This is a genomic window from Neobacillus solisequens (genome assembly GCF_051233465.1).
Taxonomy (GTDB): Bacteria; Bacillota; Bacilli; order Bacillales; family Cytobacillaceae; genus Neobacillus.
The window spans coordinates 30011-50917 of sequence record NZ_JBKFGJ010000023.1; the positions used below are offsets into that span (position 1 = coordinate 30011).

Annotated in this window: 17 protein-coding genes and 2 other annotated features; of the genes, 15 read left to right on the top strand and 2 right to left on the bottom strand. The window is 40.0% G+C overall.

Annotated elements, in window-relative coordinates; translation table 11 throughout:
• Nucleotides 1-28: 28 nt before the first annotated feature.
• Nucleotides 29-841 carry a sugar-phosphatase gene (yidA, locus tag ACI3K6_RS21035; RefSeq protein WP_335477670.1) on the top strand — a complete coding sequence of 271 codons (813 nt, stop codon included), beginning with the start codon at nt 29-31 and terminating at the stop codon, nt 839-841.
• Between the two features lie 42 nt (nt 842-883).
• On the opposite strand, the gene yfkAB is transcribed toward yidA, so the two are convergent.
• Both yfkAB and ACI3K6_RS21045 read right to left on the bottom strand, forming a co-directional pair.
• Nucleotides 884-2005, bottom strand: coding sequence for a radical SAM/CxCxxxxC motif protein YfkAB (gene yfkAB, locus ACI3K6_RS21040; protein WP_435556377.1), 1122 nt, complete (start codon nt 2003-2005; stop codon nt 884-886).
• Nucleotides 2006-2126: 121 nt separating this feature from the next.
• On the bottom strand, nt 2127-2651 hold the full coding sequence (locus tag ACI3K6_RS21045) for an HD domain-containing protein (RefSeq protein ID WP_335477674.1): 525 nt from the start codon (nt 2649-2651) through the stop codon (nt 2127-2129).
• A 127-nt stretch (nt 2652-2778) separates the two neighbouring features.
• Here ACI3K6_RS21045 and ACI3K6_RS21050 point away from each other — a divergent pair, with 127 nt between their 5' ends.
• The 14 genes from ACI3K6_RS21050 to ACI3K6_RS21115 all read left to right on the top strand — a co-directional run bounded on the left by ACI3K6_RS21050 (nt 2779) and on the right by ACI3K6_RS21115 (nt 20906).
• Nucleotides 2779-3813 carry a LacI family DNA-binding transcriptional regulator gene (locus tag ACI3K6_RS21050; protein WP_435556378.1) on the top strand — a complete coding sequence of 345 codons (1035 nt, stop codon included), beginning with the start codon at nt 2779-2781 and terminating at the stop codon, nt 3811-3813.
• Between the two features lie 142 nt (nt 3814-3955).
• Entirely contained in the window at nt 3956-5404 is a 1449-nt protein-coding gene (locus tag ACI3K6_RS21055; RefSeq protein WP_435556379.1) for a sucrose-specific PTS transporter subunit IIBC, read from the top strand.
• 57 nt (nt 5405-5461) lie between these two features.
• Complete coding sequence (locus ACI3K6_RS21060; RefSeq protein WP_435556380.1) at nt 5462-6940, top strand: glycoside hydrolase family 32 protein; 1479 nt, start codon at nt 5462-5464, stop codon at nt 6938-6940.
• Between the two features lie 5 nt (nt 6941-6945).
• Nucleotides 6946-7920 carry a carbohydrate kinase family protein gene (locus ACI3K6_RS21065; protein ID WP_435556381.1) on the top strand — a complete coding sequence of 325 codons (975 nt, stop codon included), beginning with the start codon at nt 6946-6948 and terminating at the stop codon, nt 7918-7920.
• 115 nt (nt 7921-8035) lie between these two features.
• The gene (locus ACI3K6_RS21070) at nt 8036-9292 is read left to right on the top strand and encodes an alkaline phosphatase (protein ID WP_435556382.1); all 1257 of its coding nucleotides are present in this window, start codon (nt 8036-8038) and stop codon (nt 9290-9292) included.
• 800 nt (nt 9293-10092) lie between these two features.
• Nucleotides 10093-13122: an efflux RND transporter permease subunit gene (locus ACI3K6_RS21075; RefSeq protein ID WP_435556383.1), complete on the top strand. Its 3030-nt coding sequence runs from the start codon at nt 10093-10095 to the stop codon at nt 13120-13122.
• 121 nt (nt 13123-13243) lie between these two features.
• Nucleotides 13244-13473: a binding site (T-box leader), on the top strand.
• Between the two features lie 41 nt (nt 13474-13514).
• Nucleotides 13515-13747: a binding site (T-box leader), on the top strand.
• A 309-nt stretch (nt 13748-14056) separates the two neighbouring features.
• On the top strand, nt 14057-15265 hold the full coding sequence (thrS, locus tag ACI3K6_RS21080; protein WP_435556384.1) for a threonine--tRNA ligase: 1209 nt from the start codon (nt 14057-14059) through the stop codon (nt 15263-15265).
• A gap of 180 nt (nt 15266-15445) precedes the next feature.
• Entirely contained in the window at nt 15446-16021 is a 576-nt protein-coding gene (locus ACI3K6_RS21085; protein ID WP_435556385.1) for a DeoR family transcriptional regulator, read from the top strand.
• A complete protein-coding gene (locus tag ACI3K6_RS21090; RefSeq protein WP_435556386.1) occupies nt 16018-17640 on the top strand; it encodes a copper resistance protein CopC in 1623 nt (540 codons plus the stop codon). The genes ACI3K6_RS21085 and ACI3K6_RS21090 overlap by 4 nt, the downstream gene beginning before the upstream one ends.
• 27 nt (nt 17641-17667) lie before the next feature.
• Nucleotides 17668-18297 carry a YcnI family copper-binding membrane protein gene (locus ACI3K6_RS21095; protein WP_435556387.1) on the top strand — a complete coding sequence of 210 codons (630 nt, stop codon included), beginning with the start codon at nt 17668-17670 and terminating at the stop codon, nt 18295-18297.
• Nucleotides 18298-18446: 149 nt separating this feature from the next.
• A complete protein-coding gene (locus ACI3K6_RS21100; protein ID WP_435556388.1) occupies nt 18447-18974 on the top strand; it encodes a CBO0543 family protein in 528 nt (175 codons plus the stop codon).
• Nucleotides 18975-19037: 63 nt separating this feature from the next.
• The gene (locus ACI3K6_RS21105) at nt 19038-19550 is read left to right on the top strand and encodes a DUF3189 family protein (protein WP_435556389.1); all 513 of its coding nucleotides are present in this window, start codon (nt 19038-19040) and stop codon (nt 19548-19550) included.
• 150 nt (nt 19551-19700) lie between these two features.
• Nucleotides 19701-19826, top strand: a complete 126-nt coding sequence (locus ACI3K6_RS21110; protein ID WP_435556390.1) for a hypothetical protein — start codon at nt 19701-19703, stop codon at nt 19824-19826.
• Between the two features lie 750 nt (nt 19827-20576).
• Nucleotides 20577-20906, top strand: coding sequence for an avidin-fold protein (locus ACI3K6_RS21115; protein WP_435556391.1), 330 nt, complete (start codon nt 20577-20579; stop codon nt 20904-20906).
• Nucleotide 20907 lies beyond the last annotated feature (1 nt).

A 20907-nucleotide genomic window follows, 5' to 3' on the forward strand; every position in this document is an offset into this window, starting at 1 on the left:
TTACAACAAAGATTAGGAGTGAAATACTTTGTATAAATTAGTTGCTATTGATATGGATGGTACATTGCTTAATGACCGAAAAGAAGTGACAAATGAAGTAAAGGACGCCATTCAGGCTGCAAAAGCTAGAGGGGTGAAAGTGGTCCTTTGTACGGGAAGGCCTATTGTCGGTGTCCATTCATTTATTGAAGATTTAAAACTAAATGAAGAAGATGATTATGTTATTACCTTTAACGGTGCTCTTGTTCAAAATACGCACACGAATGAAGTTGTTTCGCAAACTTCCTTAACATACGGGGACTTAAAGGTATTATACGATTTAAGTAAACAGATTCAATCCCCGCTGCACTTTTTTGATTCAGACAATCTTTATACACCCAATAAAGAGATTAACCGATATACCGTACATGAGGCATATATGAATCAAATACCACTTCATTATCGAACTTTGGATGAGGTTCCTGAGGATATGATGATCCCTAAGGTTATGTTTATTGATGAACCTGAACGGCTAAACAAAGTGATCGCCAACATACCGAATTCATTTAAAGAACAATATACGATGGTCCAAAGTGCCCCGTTCTTTTTAGAAATTCTTCATCCTACCGTCAATAAAGGGAATGCGGTCAAACAACTTGCAGAAAAACTTTCCATTAAAAGAGAGGAAGTGATCTGTATTGGAGATGGCGAAAATGACCTAAGCATGGTGGAATATGCCGGTTGCGGTGTGGCTATGGGGAATGCCGAGCCAAGTGTAAAAAAGGCGGCAGAATTTCAGACATTATCCAATAATGAAAATGGCGTTGCCTATGCGATTGAAAAACTAATACTTAATAAATAGAAAAAACACGTTGGTAATCCGATTGCCAACGTGTTTTTCGTTTTAATTTCTAGATATATTATTTCTAAGCTTTGAAAAATCATGATTTTGGTAATAACTATTTTTTACTAAAACATTTGGCCCCAGACAGGAAACGGCTGGACAGTGACAACTTAATTCCTTGCAAAGGTCTGAATCCTGCCATCTTTCGTAGGCCTCTTGCAGATTAGTAGTTTGAATGTTTCCAAGCGGAGGGGTGTCGCCGAAATCTGTTACAATAATGTCGCCGTCAAAAATATTCACGTTAAGACGGGAGCGACCATCAGGATCATTCCGTACCGTAACATTTTTACTATTGTAGAGCCGTTTCAGTAGATGAAGATCATCATGATTTTGGCTGCATGCATAAAATGGCAGTGTTCCAAACAGCATCCATACCTTTTCATCACGAATATCGAGTAAATGGTGGATAGCTGCCCGAATTTCTTCCAGCGTTAATACTTCAAGAGTACTCGCGAAATCACTTGGATACATTGGATGCACCTCATGACGCTGACAGAGCATTTCGTTCACGATCTGCTTGTGGATTTTTTCGATATGTGGCAAGGTGCGTTTATTTAACATCGTTTCCGCTGAGACCATGACTCCAGCCTTCACTAGTTCTCTGCTGTTTTCAATCATTCTCTCAAAATAGGCTTCTCTTTGTTTAGCGGTTGGTTTTCTATCCATTTGCGCGAAGCCGCCCTCGACAAAATCTTTAATTGTACCCCAATTATGTGAAATATGCAGGACATCTAAATAAGGAACAATGGACTCGTAACGGGCCAAATCAAGGGTAAGATTCGAATTGATTTGGGTGCGCACGCCTCGTTCATGAGCATACTTTAAAATCGGGATGACATAGTTATTTACGGATGAAAGCGAAAGCATGGGCTCTCCGCCTGTGATGCTCAGAGACCGCAGTGTCGGAATTTCATCAAGTCTATGTAAAATCAGCTCGAGCGGGAGGGCATCAGGATCCTTTGTTTTCAAAGTATAACCAACTGCACAGTGCTCGCAGCGCATATTGCATAAAGTAGTCGTAGTGAACTCAATATTCGTCAGTTGCAGCTTGCCATACTGCTCCATATCCAAATAGGCTTCCCAGGGGTCATATTGAGGGGTGATTTTCTTGGTTTTTATCATAATTAACTCCTTAATGATGTTTTTTAAAAAACCATTTTATTATAAAGCATATGGGGGGAGGCTTGCTAATATTAGCTGTTTTCAGGCACAAAAAGAGTACCCTCCCAAAGAAAGGTACTTTTTAGATAATGCTATTTTTTAATTCCTCTTCAACCATGTGGTCCAAACGTTCAATCATTTTGATCGCTCTAGTCTCGTCCATTTTTTTATAATGATGCATCCCGCCTTGTTCTTCATCCATCTCATCCGCTAATTTGACGATTTGCTGCAACGGAGTCCTGTTGATAAATCCTTCAGGCATATAAGAATCTGTATGAAATAATATGGCCAGTGCGATGTCTTTCGCGATAATGGGGTTTTCTCCCAAACGGATCAACAATTTATGTGCCCTTTCCGCTCCTTTTATCGCATGAATATCATTCTTTTTATATAAATCATAATCCCATTTTCCGTTGCTATACCAAGTATAATGCCCCATATCATGCAGCAATGCCGCTTTTGTAGCCAAGTCCACCGAAACATTATATTCTTTGGCCAATTTAAATGCATGATAAGCACAAGCGATGGCATGGACAATTCCAGAACGATCTAAATATTTTCTTGCGATATGATGATTGAAAATTTGAATTAACGTTACTTCTCTCATTTTAATCACCCTCTTAAAAATATTAGTATGTATTATATAACGAATCGTGATTCATTTGTTAAAAAATGTTCTGAAAGTGTGTTAGAAAACTTAACCATTGATAGATTTTTTCCAATGGATAGAATTAGTGTATACTGAAACTAAAAAAGCACGGGGTATTTCCATGAATCGAACTATTTCTGATATTGCCAAAATAGCAGGTGTAGCTAAAAGTACAGTTTCCCGCTATTTAAACGGAGGGTCGGTCAGCGATTCTACTAAAAAGAAAATTGAATTAGTGATCAATGAAACCGGGTATGTTCCGAATACATTTGCACAAAGCCTTAAGGCGAAAAAAACGAATATTATTGGGACGATTGTACCGAGGCTGGATTCATATGCTGCTTCCAATACGTTAATTGGCATTGATGAGGAATTAAGAAACCAAAACTATCAGATGTTGATTGCCAACACAAATCAAGATTTAGAACGGGAGATTGAAAGTTTATACAGCTTCGAGCGCCAAAAGGTCGCCGGCATTATTTTGCTGGCAACAGTAATCACAGAAGCTCATTTAGAGGCGTTTCAAAAGATCCAAATTCCGGTGCTGCTGGTAGGGCAGTACAATGAAAATACTTATAGTCTTATCCATGATGATTATGCTGCAAGTTATGAACTGGCAAAAAATATCTTAGAAAAAGGCCATCGGAAGATTGCTTATTTGGGTGTTACCGAGAAAGATATTGCTGTCGGGGTTAAGCGAAAGCAAGGGTTTAAAGCTGCGGTAAAGGAGTACCCGAATTGTGATGTCCGGTACTATGAAACGGGGTTTAAAATCTTGGATGCGATGAAAGCGGCTGACAGCATATTGGATGACTTCCAGCCTACGATGTTGTTTTGTGCCACCGATAATATTGCTTTAGGAGCATTGAAGGCCTCGTATCTAAAAGGAGTAAACGTACCGAGTGATTTATCAATTGTTGGGTTTGGGGGATATGAAATTACAGAAGTCATACATCCTGCTATTACAACAGCGAAATTCCATTATAAAGAGGCAGGTCATATGGCTGCCCAACAAATTGTTCGACTCGTAAATGGTGAACAGATCCAAAAATTAACACTATCAAGATTTGAAATAATTGAAAGAGAAAGCGTTGACAATCTGACAGATAGTAAAATATAATAAAAGTACGAAACCGGTTCCAATTACTCGGTTTTCTCTTTTATGAACTTTTGGAACCGGTTCCTCACTTGGTATAATCATTTATTTTTTTATCAGATTTTGGAACCGGTTCCTAAAAAGCCGGAAAAGGAGGAAATTCTAAATGAATTACAAGCAAATAGCCAAAGAAGTCCTGGAGGCGCTTGGCGGTAAGGACAATGTTTCAGCTGCCGCTCACTGTGCAACCCGTTTACGATTGGTGCTGCATGATGAGGAAAGGATTGACCAGAAAAAACTAGATGAAATGGATCTAGTGAAGGGGACTTTTTCAACAGGTGGCCAATATCAGATTATTCTTGGTTCGGGAACGGTTAATGAAGTTTATAAGGAATTTACTAAATTAACGGGTTTAACGGAGATGTCCACCAATGAAGTGAAAGAGGCTGGGTCTAATAAATTAAACCCGCTTCAGCGTTTTGTCAAAATGCTTTCAGATATATTTGTTCCTATCATCCCGGCCATTGTGGCTGGTGGTCTGTTAATGGGACTAAATAACGTACTGACTGCTTCAGATTTATTTATTGATGGAAAATCGCTAATTGAGGCCTATCCGCAAATGGCAGATTTGGCGGCATTAATCAATACATTTGCCAATGCGGCCTTTGTCTTCCTTCCTGTGTTGATTGGCTTCTCAGCTACTCAAAGATTTGGTGGCAATGCCTTTCTAGGTGCGGCACTGGGTATGCTGATGGTTCACCCGGATCTTTTAAATGGCTATGGATATGGTACGGCTTTAGCAGATGGGAAGATTCCTGTTTGGAAGATTTTCGGCTTTGAAATTGAAAAGGTTGGCTACCAAGGAACCGTTCTTCCTGTCCTGGCTGCTTCGTACATTTTGGCCAAAACAGAGACCTTCTTAAGAAGACGGATTCCATCCGCTTTAGATAATTTGCTCACACCGTTATTCTCAATTTTTATTACAGGTGTTTTGACCTTTACATTGGTTGGTCCGGTAATGCGTTCAGCTGGTAACTTCTTAACAGATGGTTTGGTTTGGATGTATGATACAACAGGACCTATAGGCGGGGCCATTTTCGGTCTTGTGTATGCTCCAATTGTGGTAACTGGAATGCACCATAGCTTTATTGCGGTTGAAACTCAGTTACTAGCCGATATCGCCAAGACAGGTGGATCATTCATTTTTCCAATTGCAGCCATGTCTAATATTGCGCAAGGTGCAGCCACTATTGCCGTGCTACTAAGAACAAAGGACAGCAAAATAAAAGGTGTAGCCTCTGCTGCAGGGATTTCTGCTTTATTGGGAATCACGGAACCAGCCATGTTTGGGGTTAATTTAAAACTGCGATATCCGTTTATTGGGGCAATTATCGGATCTGCAGCAGGTGCAGCGTTTATATCTATATTTAAAGTTAAGGCAATTGCTCTAGGGGCTGCTGGTCTCCCCGGTATCATTTCCATTAAACCGGGTACCATTACATTTTATATCATCGGGATGGCAATTTCGTTTGCGATCGCTTTCCTCACAACGCTGTTTTTAGCAAAAAGAAACACCCTTAAACAGGATAAGGAATATGTAAAACGAGTTGCGTAGAAGAAAAAATAAGATGGAGGATCTATTTGATTCTCCTTTCTTAGTGAGGTTACAACAATGGAATGGACAAAAGAACGAAGATATACACGATTACATGAAGTGGAACAAGAGGAAATTGCGGAGCTTTCAAAAACGGTCAATGAGAGCCCTTGGAGACAAAGCTATCATATTCAACCTGTCACAGGTTTGTTGAACGACCCAAATGGATTTTCCTTTTTTAATGGAGAGTATCATTTGTTTTATCAGTGGTTTCCGCTTGGGCCGGTTCATGGCTTAAAATATTGGTATCATACCAAATCCAGGGATCTGGTCCATTGGGAAAATATTGGGATTGCCATTGAACCGAAAGATTACTTTGATAGCCACGGAGCCTATTCAGGAAGTGCCATTGAGCATAACGGAGAACTTCATTTAATGTATACGGGTAATACTAGGGATGAAAATTGGGAGAGGCATCCATACCAATGTGTTGCTGTCATGGATCGTAATGGCATGATCTCAAAGAGGGAGAAACCTGTCATTTCCACTCTCCCAAAAGGGTATACAGCCCATTTTCGAGATCCTAAAGTATGGAAATTTGGGGAAACCTTTTATGCCGTCATTGGTGCTCAACGAATAAATGAAACAGGCTGTGTTTTACTGTATAGCTCGCCTAACATGTCTGATTGGAAGTGGGAAGGTGAAATCAAAACAGGGTTGACCTCATTTGGATATATGTGGGAATGCCCTGATTACTTTGAATGGCAGGAAAAAGGGGTCCTTATTTTTTCTCCTCAAGGGCTGCCGCCAAAGGGAGATGAATATCACAATATCTATCAATCTGGTTATATTCTAGGGGAGAAGCTTAATTTTGAGGATAGAAGCTTGATTCATGGTGATTTTAAGGAATTGGATCGAGGCTTTGACTTTTACGCACCACAAACTATGTTGGATTCAATGGGAAGAAGAATCTTAATAGGCTGGATGGGGCTGCCGGAACTTGTTTACCCAACGGATCGGTACGGCTGGGCTCATTGTTTAACCCTTCCAAGGGAAATAACAATTCAAGGAGATCAGCTACTTCAAAAGCCAGTACAGGAATTAGCCTTGTTACGTAGTGAAAAGGTAGAAGCTAAAGTAAATATTGACAATAACACGGTTGAAGTTGCTGGGTTTTGCGGAGAAACCTATGAATTAATGGCTGAATTTACCGAGCCTTCAGCCTTAATGTTTGGTGTCGAGCTTCGTGTAGGGGAAAAAGAAAAAACGATTATTTATTATGACCAAACAAGTAATAAAGTAATCTTTGACAGAACCTATTCCGGGGAGCCTTTCGCTACCCAATATGGAACAGTTAGAAAGTGCCATTTAAATGCTAGTGCACTAAAACTTCATATATTCGTTGACGTTTCATCTGTAGAAGTCTTTGTGAATGATGGAGCAGAAGTGTTCACAGCTAGAATTTTTCCAAAAAAAGATAGTACAGGAATTCGTTTTTTTGCTCAAGATGGGCAAGTGAATCTCAGGGCAACTAAATGGACAATAGACAAGAGGTGAGATGATTGGGAACATTATTCTCTATTGGCGAAGTGTTAATTGACTTTATTCCACAGCAAAAAGGTGTGGCGCTTAAAGATGTATTATCATTTGAGCGGGCACCGGGAGGAGCTCCTGCAAATGTGGCAGCTGCAGTAGCCAAATTTGGTGGACGGTCTGCGCTGATTTCCAAGCTTGGGATCGATGCATTTGGGGATTTCCTTCTCGATGAACTGAACCGGGCCGGAGTAGAGACGGGTTATATCTTGCGGACCAAGGATGCGAATACCGGTCTAGCATTTGTTTCACTGACCGAAAGTGGTGAGCGGGATTTCTCTTTTTATCGAAATCCTTCCGCGGATTTGTTGTTAACAGCAGAAGAAATAGATTCCGGGTGGTTTGGTCCTGGGGACATTCTCCACTTCTGTTCTGTTGATTTAGTTGAAAGTCCTATGAAGCAAGCACATAAGAAAGCTATACAGACTGTTATGGAGAATAAGGGCCTTGTCAGTTTTGATCCGAACGTCAGACTTCCATTGTGGGAAAGTCCGCAAGCGTGCCGAGAGGCTATTCGTGAATTTCTCCCGCTTGCCCATATCGTAAAAGTTTCCGATGAAGAGTTGGAATTTATTACGGGTGAGAGTACGGTTGACGCAGGAATTTCCGCGCTTTTTGTTGGTAATGTAAAAGCGGTTGTTTTTACTAAAGGGGCAGAAGGTGCAGAAATCTATTTAAAGAATGCAAAGCATGCATCTAAAGGGTACTCAGTGCAAGTGGAGGATACAACTGGAGCTGGAGATGCTTTCATTGGCGGCTTTCTTTACAAACTGCTGGAAAGAAAGGCTGTTCCGGGAAATCTAGAAGCTATTTTACAGGAGCATTATGCTGACATTCTGGCATTTGCCAATGGCAGTGGAGCCTTGGCCACAACTGGAAAGGGAGCTATATCCTCTTTACCGACTAAAGAACGAGTACTGAATTTGGTAGTAAATAAAAAGTAAAGTTTACATTCTATTAACCTATAATTTATTGACTATTTACGAAAATCAAACAGTGAATTTATATTACTCCTCTACAATCAAACTTGAAGTTGATTAAAAAGAGGAGTGATTTTTTATGAAAAAGAAAGCAATTGCAAGTGCAGCATTGTCCTTGGCAGTCATGACAGGTTTAGGGTTGAGCCAGATGAATGATGTGAATGCTGCATCTAATGGGAAAAAAGATGTTCACGGGAATGCAAAGAACGTCATTGTATTTGTAGGGGATGGAATGGGGGCTGCCCACCGTGATGCCATCCGATTAGCCTCGGTAGGGTTAAATGGAAATCTGGCAATGGACGATATGCCAGTATCTGGAGAAGTACATACCAGCTCAACATCCGTCATCACTGATTCCGCTGCTGCCGCTACAGCGATGGCTTCGGGCGTAAAAACTTATAATGGAGCAATTGGTGTTGACGCGAATAAAAAGCCAGTCAAGACGATTCTTGAAATGGCGAAAAGCGCAGGAAAATCAACAGGGCTCGTCACAACGAGTCAAATTACGGATGCGACACCTGCAGCATTTGGCGCACATGTTACCGATCGTTCTTTGCAAAGTGACATTGCTAAACAATATTTAGAGAATAGCAAGGTAGACGTATTGCTAGGCGGAGGCGAGGATTTCTGGTATCCTGCAGGGAATCCCGGTGCTTATCAAGACCAGCCTGCTAAGGACCCAACTGAGAAAAGTAAAGGGACACAGGGAAATCTAGTCGAAGAGGCCAAGAAATTAGGGTATAACTATGTCACAAATGAAAGTGAAATGGACAAATCAAAAGGTAGTAAACTCTTAGGCCTTTTTGCAAATGAGGAAATGTTCGAACAGCGTGAAGAGGGTCAAGGGGATCTATATGACCCGGTTGTTTCCTTGCCTAAGATGACAGAAAAAGCAATCGATACTCTTTCTAAAAACAAAAAAGGATTTTTCTTGATGGTAGAAGAAGAAGGAATTGACGAGATGGCCCATGAAAACAATGCTGAAAAAATGCTGAAAGCCGGTCGGGAATTGGATAAATCAGTTGCCGTAGCAAAGGAGTTTGCTAAGAAAAATCCTGATACTTTAGTTCTGGTGGTGGCAGATCATGAATGCGGCGGACTTGCCATTGAAGATGTGAGCAGCACTGACGAATCGGGGGACGGCATATCGAAGGAAGATGGCCCATTTTCTGTGGCAAACAGCAGCGGCAAATTCATCCTTGACTGGACGACCAGCGGACACGGAGGGGTTTCTGTACCATTAACCGCGACTGGAGCTGGAGCAGAGCTATTGGCAGGAACATATGAAAATACGCATATCTTTGATGCTGTTAAAAAAGCTATGAGATTAAAATAACGATTTAAATGGAAAAATGGGGGGGTTGCTGTCTGAATATGCAAACCCTTTTTTTATTCCGATAGTTACTGAGAGATCATAACGACCGTTAAGGAAAAAAGGATATCTGTGGGGTCGTTATGGTGGGGGGGCATAAAGCCCGTACGAATAAAAAGGTAGCACCAAGGTCGTTGGCTTATTGAAGCCCAAACCCGCAAGAATTCCAGAAAAGAGTAGCCAAGAGGGCTTGTTGAAGTCCAAACCCGCAAGAATTCAAGAAAAAGAGTAGCCAAGAGGGCTTATTGAAATCCAAACCCGCAAGAATTCCAGAAAAAGAGTAGCCAAGAGGGCTTATTGAAGTCCAAACTCGCAAGAATTCCAGAAAAAGAGTAGCCAAGAGGGCTTATTGAAGTCCAAACCCGCAAGAATTCCAGAAAAAGAGTAGCCAAGAGGGCTTATTGAAATCCAAACCCGCAAGAATTCCAGAAAAAGAGTAGCCAAGAGGGCTTATTGAAGCCCAAACCCGCAAGAATTCCAGAAAAGAGTATCCAAGAGATCTCATTGGAGCCTAATTCCGCTAGAATTCTAGAAAAATAATAGCCCAATTCCCTCTATTCCCAACCTAAATCCAAAGATGCTTAAAAAGCACAAACCCTATAATCCAATCCCAACTAGGTCTCTAGTCGTAGATAACTTTACACCAGTTGCCCGATGATGATAGAGATATGGAAAACCTATAATAAGAAAGGTAAAATCATCCAACAGATAAACACAGAAAGACACAAAGGGGTACAAAATCGTAACGGAGGGGAAGAGAAAAGATGCAATCGTGGATTAAATTTTCATTAAAGAATGCAGGAGTTATTTTTATAGCTATGTTAATGGTTATAGCAGGAGGGATTTTCTCTGTCAAAACCATGAAGATGGAATCAATGCCGAATGTCGACATTCCTTATATTGTAGTGCAGGTTCCATACATTGGCGCTACACCTGAACAAGGGTTAGAGGATATAGGAAAGCCGCTGGAGTCTACGTTGTCCGGCATAAAAAAACTGGATAATTTGTATATTGAAGCCCACAGTAATGTGGTCGTGGGCATCCTTGAATTCGAGATGAGCAAGGATATGGATGAAGCCGAAAAGGATGTTACCACGGCTGTCGCCTCGATGAAGCTGCCTGAAGGTGCAGAAAAACCAGAAATTTTAAAGGATGGCCCTTCTGCCGCGCCCGTGTTTCAATTTGCTCTTTCATCTGAAACAGCCAGTCAATCAGACCTTACACAATATATCAATGATCACATCAAGCCGGCTTTAACCGGTATAGATGGTGCAGGAGCTATTGATATTTCCGGTGAGACGGAAAAGGAAATCGCAGTTAAATTGGATCCTGAAAAAATGAAAAATTATGGGATTTCATTTGAGACAGTTAAGCAAACCTTTTTAGCTCATCATTTTGCCTTTCCGGCTGGGCAGGTAAATGTAGAGGATAAAACATTAAATGTGCAGGCTGAGTTCAAATTACATTCTGTTAAGGAAGTTGAAAATATTCAAATTCTGTCTCAAGGACCAACTGGTATTCAACATGTAAAATTATCAGACATCGCTTCGGTTTCTTATCACAATAAAAAGGAAACAGTATATACTCGATTAAATCAAGAGCCGGCTGTATTAGTAGAAATGAAAGCACAGCCCGGGTCCAACGCTGTCAAAGTGGTATCGGAGGCTAAGAAAAAGCTAGACGATTTAGAGCTTCCAACTGGTTATCAATTAACAAAATTATATGATACATCTAAGGAAGTAAAATCATCAGTGGATGGAATGCTGCGAGAAGTATTGCTTGGAACCTTGTTTGCCGTGATTGTTACGTTCTTGTTCCTACGTAATATAAGAGCAACAATCGTAGCTGTTCTTTCCATACCATTATCTATCTTAGCATCCATGATTACACTCAAATATTTTGATTACAGTTTAAACATGATGACACTTGCGGGAATAGCCGTAGCTGTTGGGCGTGTTATTGATGACTCGATTGTCGTCATCGAAAATATTTACCGCCGTACTTTAACCAGCGCAAGGCGTGATGAGAGAATGGTGCTAGCGGCAGCGAAAGAAGTAGGTGGTGCGATTACCTCCTCAACGCTGACAACCATTGCTGTATTTGGACCGCTGTCCTTTGTTCCCGGCATCATTGGCCGCTTCTTTGCACCATTTGGCATAACGGTTATTGTGGCCTTGGCTTTCTCGCTTATTGTCTCCTTAACCGTCGTCCCATTATTGGCGAAGCTATTTTTACTGCGAATTAAACATAAAGAAGTTAAAGAAACCCTTTTGGAAAAGTCGTATAAGCACTTATTAACTTGGGTGTTAAATAAAAGGGCAGTCACGATCATCCTAGCCGTCATCATGTTTGCTGGATCTCTTGCATTAGTTCCAATGATTCCGAAGAACTTTTTACCGCAGGAAAAAGCAGTTTCCTACAGATTAACAGGAGATCTACCGGATGGAACATCACTGGATAAAGCAAATAAACTGGCTGTAAAGATGGAAGATATTTTAAAGAATGAGAAGCATGTGAAACATATCCAAACAGTTGTGAATGGCGAACATATACGTTTTTCCATTGATTTAAAGGATGAGATCACGAAAGAACAAGCTAGTGATTTTGAAAAAACCGTAAGAGCACAAGTCGAAAAATTGGATGATCAAATGCAAGTTGCTCTTTCACCTGTCGGAATTGCCGGTACATCCGGGGTGGCCCTAATTGTTGAAGGGGGCAATGCTAAAGATTTAGAGGCTGCAGGAAAGTTGATTACAGAAGAAATTAAGGATATCGATGGCTTGGAAAATGTGAAATCCAACCTCACGGGAGTAAAGGAACAGCTCCAATTGGATATTGATGATCAAAAAGCAGCAGAAAAGGGGTTAAATCCTGTCATGATCGCAGGTCTTGTAAGAGAACTTATTTCCGGCGACCATGTGGCTGACATGCAAGTGGACGGAAAGACAACCAATGTTACCCTATTGTTGAATAGCAATCCTGTAAATTCCATTGACGAAATTATGAGTCAAAAAATCACTAATCCGCTAGGACAGCAATTCAGTCTTTCGGAAGTAGCTGCCCTGAAAAAAGTACCAAGTCCGTCCGCATTATTCCGCTTAAATCAGCAGCCATATGTGGAAGTGACTGGCCGAATCACAACGGATAATTCCTCTGGTGTGCAGGCTGAGGTAGACAAACGCTTGAAAACGTTAGATTTGCCAAAAGGAGTAACCTATCATTCAGAAGGACAGGCGCAAGCCATGAATGAAGGGTTCACTAATATGACAATAGCGATGGCGGTTGCGGTTGTGCTTGTATTTATCGTGATGCTGATCGCATTTGGAAATATGCTCATGCCGGTTGCGATTTTATCGTCATTGCCGTTCTTATTTTCCGGTGGCTTACTGGGATTGTATGTAACAAAACAAGCACTTGGTATGCCAGCGTTAGTTGGATTCCTGATGCTAATCGGAATTGTAGTCACGAACGCTATTGTTTTAATGGAGCGAGTGAAACAGAATGAGAAGAAAGGCATGGAGCTAAAAGCTGCTTTGCTTGAAGCGGGAAAAACACGTTTACGCCCGATTCTTATGACGGCTCTTGCGACGATAGGAGCTCTTCTACCACTGGCTTTATCAACTGAAGGTGGCTTAATTTCACGATCGTTAGCGATTGTGGTTATATCAGGACTATTAACTTCTACGCTCTTAACCTTGGTCATTGTGCCTACAACGTATCATGTGATGACATCAGCAAAAGCAAAATTATTGAAAAGAAACACAGACCAAAAGGTTGAAAAAGTATCAGCATAATAGCTCTAAAGAAATTTATGGTATAACCCACAACAAAATGGATAGGAATAAATATAATAGATAGTAATAATTACAGTTGACGTTTGGAAATTTATGTATTATCATTGTCGTTAATCATTTAGTTCAGGCTATGAAAAGGACATGAATCATGCTTCGCTTTCTTATTAGAGAACAGGGTCACCGGCTGAAAGCCCTGAAGAAAAAAGGATGATTTACCACCTTGGAGCTGTTATGGGGAAATGGGTTAGCCAGAGTATCTATAACCGGGATAACCGTTATCAATTTGAGCGAAAAACGAACTTAGTCGTTTTTTGAAATTAGGGTGGCACCACGACCACACTCGTCCCTATTATTGGGATGGGTGTGGTCTTTTTTTTATAAAAATACCAATTATTATCGCGTTGAAAAGGACACGAATCATTCTTGTTATCTTGTCAGAGAACAGGGTCACCGGCTGAAAGCCCTGAAGAAAAGAGAATGATTTACCACCTTGGAGCTGTTATGGGGAAATGGGTTGACCAGAGTATCTATAACCGGGATGACCGTTATCTTATTGAGCATTAAACATGTATAACGTCGTGTTTAATGGAATTAGGGTGGTACCACGACCGCACTCGTCCCTTCAAGTAGGGATGAGTGCGGTTTTTTTTATTAAGATCTGTTAAACTTGTCTGTTGATTTCCGCTCCAGGTGCTTCGCTTTCCGTGGGCGTTTCGGCGAGCCTCCTCGGCGCTTGCGCCTGCGGGGTCTCTCCAGAACCGTACTCCCACAGGACATTGATTTTCTTCCTAGAATTCGCCCACGCACGAAGGAAATGCGTTAGCATTTTCGAGGAGTCTTCGCATCTTCCGCTCCAATCAACAGAGTGTAAAAATTCAACACTGTTCTTTAACAAAGCTTTTTATTAAAAAAATGAAATTAGGAGGATGAAATTATGTCTAATCATTCAGAAGCGGAAAAAATAAACCATCGTAAGCTTGGTCAAGAGTTAGAACTGTTCACTTCAATCGAAGAAGCTCCAGGAATGCCCTTTATACTGCCAAATGGAATGGTCATCCGGAACGAGCTTGAACATTTTTGGAGAAAAAAACATCAATTAGCAGGTTATCAGGAGATAAAAACTCCTATTATGATGAAGCAAGAGCTATGGGAGCAATCCGGTCATTGGGAACATTATCATGAAAATATGTACTTCTCCAATGTGGATGAACAAAAGTATGCGATTAAGCCAATGAATTGCCCCGGAGCTATTTTAATTTACAACAGTAAACGGAGAAGCTATCGTGAATTGCCGATCCGATTTGCGGAACTTGGATTAGTCCATAGACATGAGCTTTCCGGTTCTTTAAATGGTCTATTAAGAGTTCGTTCCTTTACTCAAGATGATGCACATTTATTTGTTCGAGTGGACCAGATTGAGTCCGAAATCGAAAAGGTTTTGAAATTAATTGATGAGTTTTACTCTCACTTTGGTTTTGATTATAGAGTAGAGCTTTCTACTCGTCCTGAGGAATACATGGGTTCTGAAGAAGTTTGGGATCAGGCGGAGTTAGCCTTGAAATCAGTGTTGAGTAATAGCGAGGTGAATTTTAACATTAACCCCGGCGATGGTGCTTTTTATGGTCCAAAAATTGATTTTCATATCTTAGATTCACTTGGACGAAGCTGGCAGTGTGGTACAGTTCAACTTGATTTTCAAATGCCGGAAAAATTTAATTGTACTTTTGTTGGTGAGGATAATAAGCTTCATCGTCCAGTTATGGTTCATAGGGCTATTTTTGGTTCGGTTGAGCGGTTTATGGCCATATTAATCGAACATTATGCCGGAGAGTTTCCCCTCTGGTTGGCTCCTGTTCAAGCAAAAATCTTACCAATTTCTGATGCCCAAATAGAGTATGCAAATGAAGTTAAGTCTCAAATGGAGTTAGCGGGATTGCGTGTCGAAGTCGATTATAGGGTAGAGAAGATTGGTTTCAAAATTAGGGAGGCTGAAAAACTTAAGATTCCTAATATGCTTATTATTGGTCAAAAAGAGGTCGAGAACCAATCTTTGGCGCTAAGAAAGAGGAAAGCAGGGGACCTTGGTGTCGTGAAAATTCACGAGGTAATGGAACAATTTAATAAAGAAATAAATAATCGTTAGTTTATTACAAAGCCTAACAGGATTCATTCCTATTGGGCTTTTCTTTTTTTATGTTAAAAAATGTGATTTATTGTGAAATATTGAAAAATAATCACACCAAATTCACATAAACACCTTGTTAATAATGTGAATATCGTTTACTCTACTAAAAGAGTAGTGTCAAAAAAAGGGTGGTGCTAAATGTTACCGTTTGAACGACAGCAACAACTATTAATCTGGTTGAAACAGGAAGGTCCGCTTTCTATCACAGAAATCAGCAAACGTTTAAATGTTTCAGAAATGACGGTGTATCGCGACATAAAGGTATTGATGGAGGATCGGAAGGTTGTTAAAACCTCAGGTGGAGTTTCCTTGGCGGAAACAAAGCAAGGATCTTCGACTGCATGCACGTATTGTTTAAAAGAGTCCAATACTCGGCACTCTGTTCAAATCATTACTCATGATTTAAAAATTGAACAACAATGCTGCCCTCACTGTGGATTGATGAGATACAGCGATATTGAAAAAGACGTATCACAAATTATCTGCAGAGACTTTTTGAGTGATACCACCATTAGTGCCAAAATGGCTTTTTATGTTTTGGATTCAGATTTTAATTTGAACTGTTGCCAACCGCAAGTGTTAGCTTTCGGTTCATTAAAACATGCTGAACAATTTCAAAAGGGGTTTGGAGGAGTATTACTGCCATTTGAAAAAGCTATAAAAGAAATCAAGCAGCGAATGAATGGGCAAAAGGGATGTGGCTGTCACAAATGAGACGTTATCTTTTTCTATTCATTTCAGTAATAGTAGTTTTTCTATTTTTAAACCCCGCGTATACATCGGCTCATGCTTATATCATAAAATCGGAACCATCCGAAAATGAGATTCTCGATCAAGCTCCAAACCGGGTTTCCATTCAGTTCGATGAAACCATTCAACCAACGTTTCATTCTATCAAAGTATTTGATTCGGATGGGAAACAAGTGGATCAGAAGAATGGAAGAATTGATCCCCATCATGCCTCAATCATTGGAGCTGACTTGGAAAGCAATCTTCCAAATGGAACTTACACCGTTCAATGGAAAGTGGTGTCGGGTGATGGACACCCCGTTGAAGGAATCATTCCCTTCCAAATCGGTGAGGGGGAAAATAACCATATCGTTAATCAGAAGTCAAAGGGCTATACTCCTGGAATAGATTTAATGATTATTCGCTGGCTTCAATACATAAGCAATGCCATTCTTGTTGGGATGTTGTCTGTTACCCTATTCATTGTGCCTAAAGATTTGGTCGAGAACCTGAGGGTTCAGAAGGTCTTTAGTAAATTAACTACTTATTCACTCGCTATACTATGTGTCAGCATTTTATTGGGGTTGCCTCTGCAAACCACGATTGAATCTGGTTTATCATGGGGAGAGGTTTTTCATGCCGATGTAATGAGGAAAATGCTAACGAGCAGTGTGTATGGGAATGTGTGGATTTTCCAAGTGTTAACCCTAATCGTCCTGTGTGCTGCAGCGACTTTCTTAGAGAAACCATTAAGGGGCTGGATTTCTCTGATTCTGGGAATTGCATTGCTTGGGATGAAGGCTTTTACCAGCCATGCAGGATCGACTGAAAATGTGTTTCTTTCCGTAGGGATGGATTTTCTTCATCTAGGGTCCTCCTCCATTTGGATTGGAAGTTTAGTTGCCTTGATTGCCTTAAATCCATTTGCCAGAAATGCAGAAACTAAGCCATTATATATGAAATCCATCCGAACGTTTTCAAGATTCGGGGTAGTCATCGTGTTGGTTTTATCACTGACGGGAGTTTACGGGAGTTTCGTATATATTCCAACCTTCCGTTCACTTTTCCAAACGGATTACGGGAGAATCTTATTGGGTAAGGTGTTTCTCCTTATTGTAATGCTAGTGTTTGCAGCAGTAAATTTTTCAATAGGCAAGCGAAATCGTGACCAAGGACTCAATAAAACAATATGGGGGGAATTGGTCTCTGGTCTCATCGTATTGGTACTATCTGTCATCTTAACGAATCTGCCAACGGCTGCTGCATCCCCCGGACCCATAAATGAAACAAAGAATGTACATGGCGATACGATTACTTTTGCAGCAACACCCAACGTAATCGGTAAAAACACCTTTGCCGTCACATTAAAAGATCGTCATGGACGTTCTATAAATAATGTCGAACAGGTAACCCTTACTTTCCACTCCCTGGACATGGAAATGGGTGAAGCTACATTACCCTTAAAAAAGGGCAAGGATGGCAAATATGAAGCTAGTGGCATGCATTTCAATATGGCTGGTCGTTGGGAAGTAAAAGTTCACGCCCTGACTAAAGATTTAGAGGCAGTAGACGCTGTTTTTAACGTGATTGTAGGCAGTCAGTAAAATAATAATAGAGGAGATTTATAGACCATGAAAAAGATTTTTAAAGTATTTTTACCAACTTTTTTAGGATTATTTTTATTTTCAAGTGTGGCTAGTGCCCATGTAACTGTAATACCTAATACATCAACTACTGGGGCCTGGGAAACCTATACGGTTAAAGTTCCGGTTGAAAAAGATGTGCCTACTACAAAATTTACTTTAAAAGCACCAGCTGGGTTGGAAATTATGTCCTATCAGCCTGTGCCAGGCTGGAATTATTCCACGGACAAAGATGAGAATGGAAAAGTGAAATCTATTACATTTGAAGCAACTGGAGAAGGCATCTTGCCTGGTCAATTCCAACAGTTTACTTTTGTCGGGAAGAATCCTGATAAAGCTGGAGAAGTAGCTTGGGATGCATTCCAATTTTATAAAGATGGCAGCATTGTTGAATGGACAGGGAACGAAGGGTCAGACTCTCCGCATTCGGTCACAAATATAGTTTCTGGAACGTCAACGGACCATCATGCGGCCTCCGGTTCTGCTCAGCATGAGGAAAAAGAGCAGGTAGGATCAACTAAAGCAGAAACAAAATCGGAATCTTTACCGCTTATTTTATCTATTGTTTCGGTATTATTATCGTTAGTTGCCTTGATTGTCGCTTTCCGAAAAAAATAAACCTTCTAACATAAACGAGAAATCTACCTTAGGTAGACTTCTCGTTTTTTTTATTGACTATTATTAGATTTTGTTCAGCAAAATGAATTTTTATTAATATATAAAGAATACTAATTTTAATATCCTTCTCTATGTAAAAGGAGATTTTAATGAAAGTAGAAATTTGGATTCTTATTATATCTATCATTATTACCATCATATTATTATGGAAATTTATTCCGAGAAATAAGATATTAGATGCTCATATTAGTTTTTTATTTATGCAGGTTCTAACATGGCTATTTGGATCGATTGTGTCAGAAGAAAAGTTAATCGTGTACCCAGTTCGTTTTATGGAGTATGCCTATAGGGTGAGTTTTACTTTTGAATATTTTATTTTCCCAGCGGTAAGTGCCATATATAACGTAAATTTCCATCGTTTGAATAATGTAAAATATAAGGTTGGCTACATGTTCTTCTTTCCATCGATCATTTCGGGTACAGAGGCTATCTTGGAGAAATACACGGATGTCATCAAATACATTCATTGGGCTTGGTATTGGTCCTGGATTACTATTTTTATCACTCTGCAACTTTCATATTGGTATTATCTTTGGTTTATGAAAAAAATGAAGGTGAAATTCACTATAGAAAATGAGGATTCTAGTTCTATGGAGGGAGATGAAAAAGGGCTCTGATAAAAGTGAAATAGTTGGGGGAACACCAAATTTTAAATAAAAAATAGCAAGGGATGAAATCTTGTGATCTATATCTACAATGATTATGGCGGAACGCATACAACCTCTTTAGCTGCAGCCTATCACTTGAAACAATTGCCACAATCAGAAAGAACCTTAACTTCGGACGAAATCCTAAACGTAAACTTTTTTAATAAATTAACAAAAAAGGATTTCGGAAAACTTATTTTTCACGGAATCGATGATGAAGGCCATTCAGTATATACCATAGGGCGGAAACGGAACAAACTAGTTGTTCCTGCAATGAAGGAAATGATCTTACTAATGCAAGAGAAATTCCATGTGGATGAAAAAATAGTATTTTCCAATACCTCACCGACGGTTCCATTAGTAATGTCATTTGGAGGTTTTTTTTCAAGGGGCCTGAAGATTGACTTTATTGGTGTACCTTTATTAGTAAAAGGTGCCAAGCAGTGCTGTGATAATATTTTTCGCCTGGTTGAAAACACGAAGCATGTTGGAAAAACTTCCTTTAATGAAAAGGTCATTATATTAGAAAATGAAATGTTCAAGTAATTTCGTTTTAGATAAAAAAAGTGTCCTATAATTAGAACACTTCAAAAATTGTCACGCCGCCTTTAGCGTTACGCCAATTTTTAATTAGTCTAAGGCATGAAACCAGTTTCAGTGCAAGGGAAACTTTTAGAAGTGAAGGGGGTTATGACTATGTATATACCCTCAATGAATGACTATTTAGATATTATCCTGGCCAAGCCAAGGAATGTCATTCATCCTCTTAATGAAAGACAAAATATGAGTGGTCCAGCCAAGGAATGTCGTTCATCCCCTTGATGAAAGACAAAATATGAGTGGCCCAGCCAAGGAATGTCATTCATCCCCTTGATGAAGGACAAAAATCCTCTTGATGAAAGACAAAATATGAGTGGTCCAGCCAAAGAATGTCATTCATCCCCTTGATGAAAGACAAAATATGAGTGGTTCAGCCAAGGAATGTCATTCATCCTCTTGATGAAAGACAAAATATGAGTGGTCCAGCCAAGGAATGTCATTCATCCTCTTGATGAAAGACAAAATATGGGTGGTCCAGCCAAGGAATGTCATTCATCCTCTTGATGAAAGACAAAATATGAGTGGCCCAGCCAAGGAATGTCGTTCATCCCCTTGATGAAAGACAAAATATGAGTGGCCCAGCCAAGGAATGTCATTCATCCTCTTGATGAAAGACAAAATATGAGTAGCCCAGCCAAGGAATGTCGTTCATCCCCTTGATGAAGGACAAAATATGAGTGGCCCAGCCAAGGAATGTCATTCATCCTCTTGATGAAAGACAAAATATGAGTGGTCCAGCCAAAGATTGTCATTCATCCCCTTGATGAAAGACAAAATATAAGTGGCCCAGCCAAAGATTGTCATTCATCCCCTTGATGAAAGACAAAATATAAGTGGCCCAGCCAAGGAATGTCATTCACCCCCTGAAAAAGGCTCTCGTTTTTGTAAATTTTTTCTATTTTGGCCATTGACCTGAAAAGCGTTTCATACATTACACTCAAAACAAATGTATGGGGTGAGGTGGAGGGGTCTATGAACTTTCATAACAAGATCTTTGTTTGTACCACTGGTGGGAATTACGGAGATATTAGAAATGAAACAGCCTTTTACTTTAAGCAATATGGTAAAATTGTTCGGGCAACCTATAATGGCGGTAATATTTTATATGGTGAACTGATAGGTTTGGTCAATGATGAAGATATCCAGCATGTTACTTTTAATCATGTAACAAATAATTTACAATTAACTGGAGGTAGGTGTACGTTCACACCTGAAACACCAATTGATGCAAGTCTTACATTACATGGAGCGTGGCTCACAGCCGATGCAGTTGAAGATCGGATTGTTCTTGAAGAATTGTAAA

Excerpts from the sequence above, each read along its gene's own strand:
- yfkAB (WP_435556377.1), bottom strand. The coding sequence starts at position 2,005 with ATGATAAAAACCAAGAAAATCACCCCTCAATATGACCCCTGGGAAGCC.
- ACI3K6_RS21045 (WP_335477674.1), bottom strand. The coding sequence starts at position 2,651 with ATGAGAGAAGTAACGTTAATTCAAATTTTCAATCATCATATCGCAAGA.
- ACI3K6_RS21055 (WP_435556379.1), top strand. The coding sequence starts at position 3,956 with ATGAATTACAAGCAAATAGCCAAAGAAGTCCTGGAGGCGCTTGGCGGT.
- ACI3K6_RS21060 (WP_435556380.1), top strand. The coding sequence starts at position 5,462 with ATGGAATGGACAAAAGAACGAAGATATACACGATTACATGAAGTGGAA.
- ACI3K6_RS21070 (WP_435556382.1), top strand. The coding sequence starts at position 8,036 with ATGAAAAAGAAAGCAATTGCAAGTGCAGCATTGTCCTTGGCAGTCATG.
- ACI3K6_RS21075 (WP_435556383.1), top strand. The coding sequence starts at position 10,093 with ATGCAATCGTGGATTAAATTTTCATTAAAGAATGCAGGAGTTATTTTT.
- thrS (WP_435556384.1), top strand. The coding sequence starts at position 14,057 with ATGTCTAATCATTCAGAAGCGGAAAAAATAAACCATCGTAAGCTTGGT.
- ACI3K6_RS21085 (WP_435556385.1), top strand. The coding sequence starts at position 15,446 with ATGTTACCGTTTGAACGACAGCAACAACTATTAATCTGGTTGAAACAG.
- ACI3K6_RS21090 (WP_435556386.1), top strand. The coding sequence starts at position 16,018 with ATGAGACGTTATCTTTTTCTATTCATTTCAGTAATAGTAGTTTTTCTA.
- ACI3K6_RS21095 (WP_435556387.1), top strand. The coding sequence starts at position 17,668 with ATGAAAAAGATTTTTAAAGTATTTTTACCAACTTTTTTAGGATTATTT.
- ACI3K6_RS21100 (WP_435556388.1), top strand. The coding sequence starts at position 18,447 with ATGAAAGTAGAAATTTGGATTCTTATTATATCTATCATTATTACCATC.
- ACI3K6_RS21110 (WP_435556390.1), top strand. The coding sequence starts at position 19,701 with ATGTATATACCCTCAATGAATGACTATTTAGATATTATCCTGGCCAAG.
- ACI3K6_RS21115 (WP_435556391.1), top strand. The coding sequence starts at position 20,577 with ATGAACTTTCATAACAAGATCTTTGTTTGTACCACTGGTGGGAATTAC.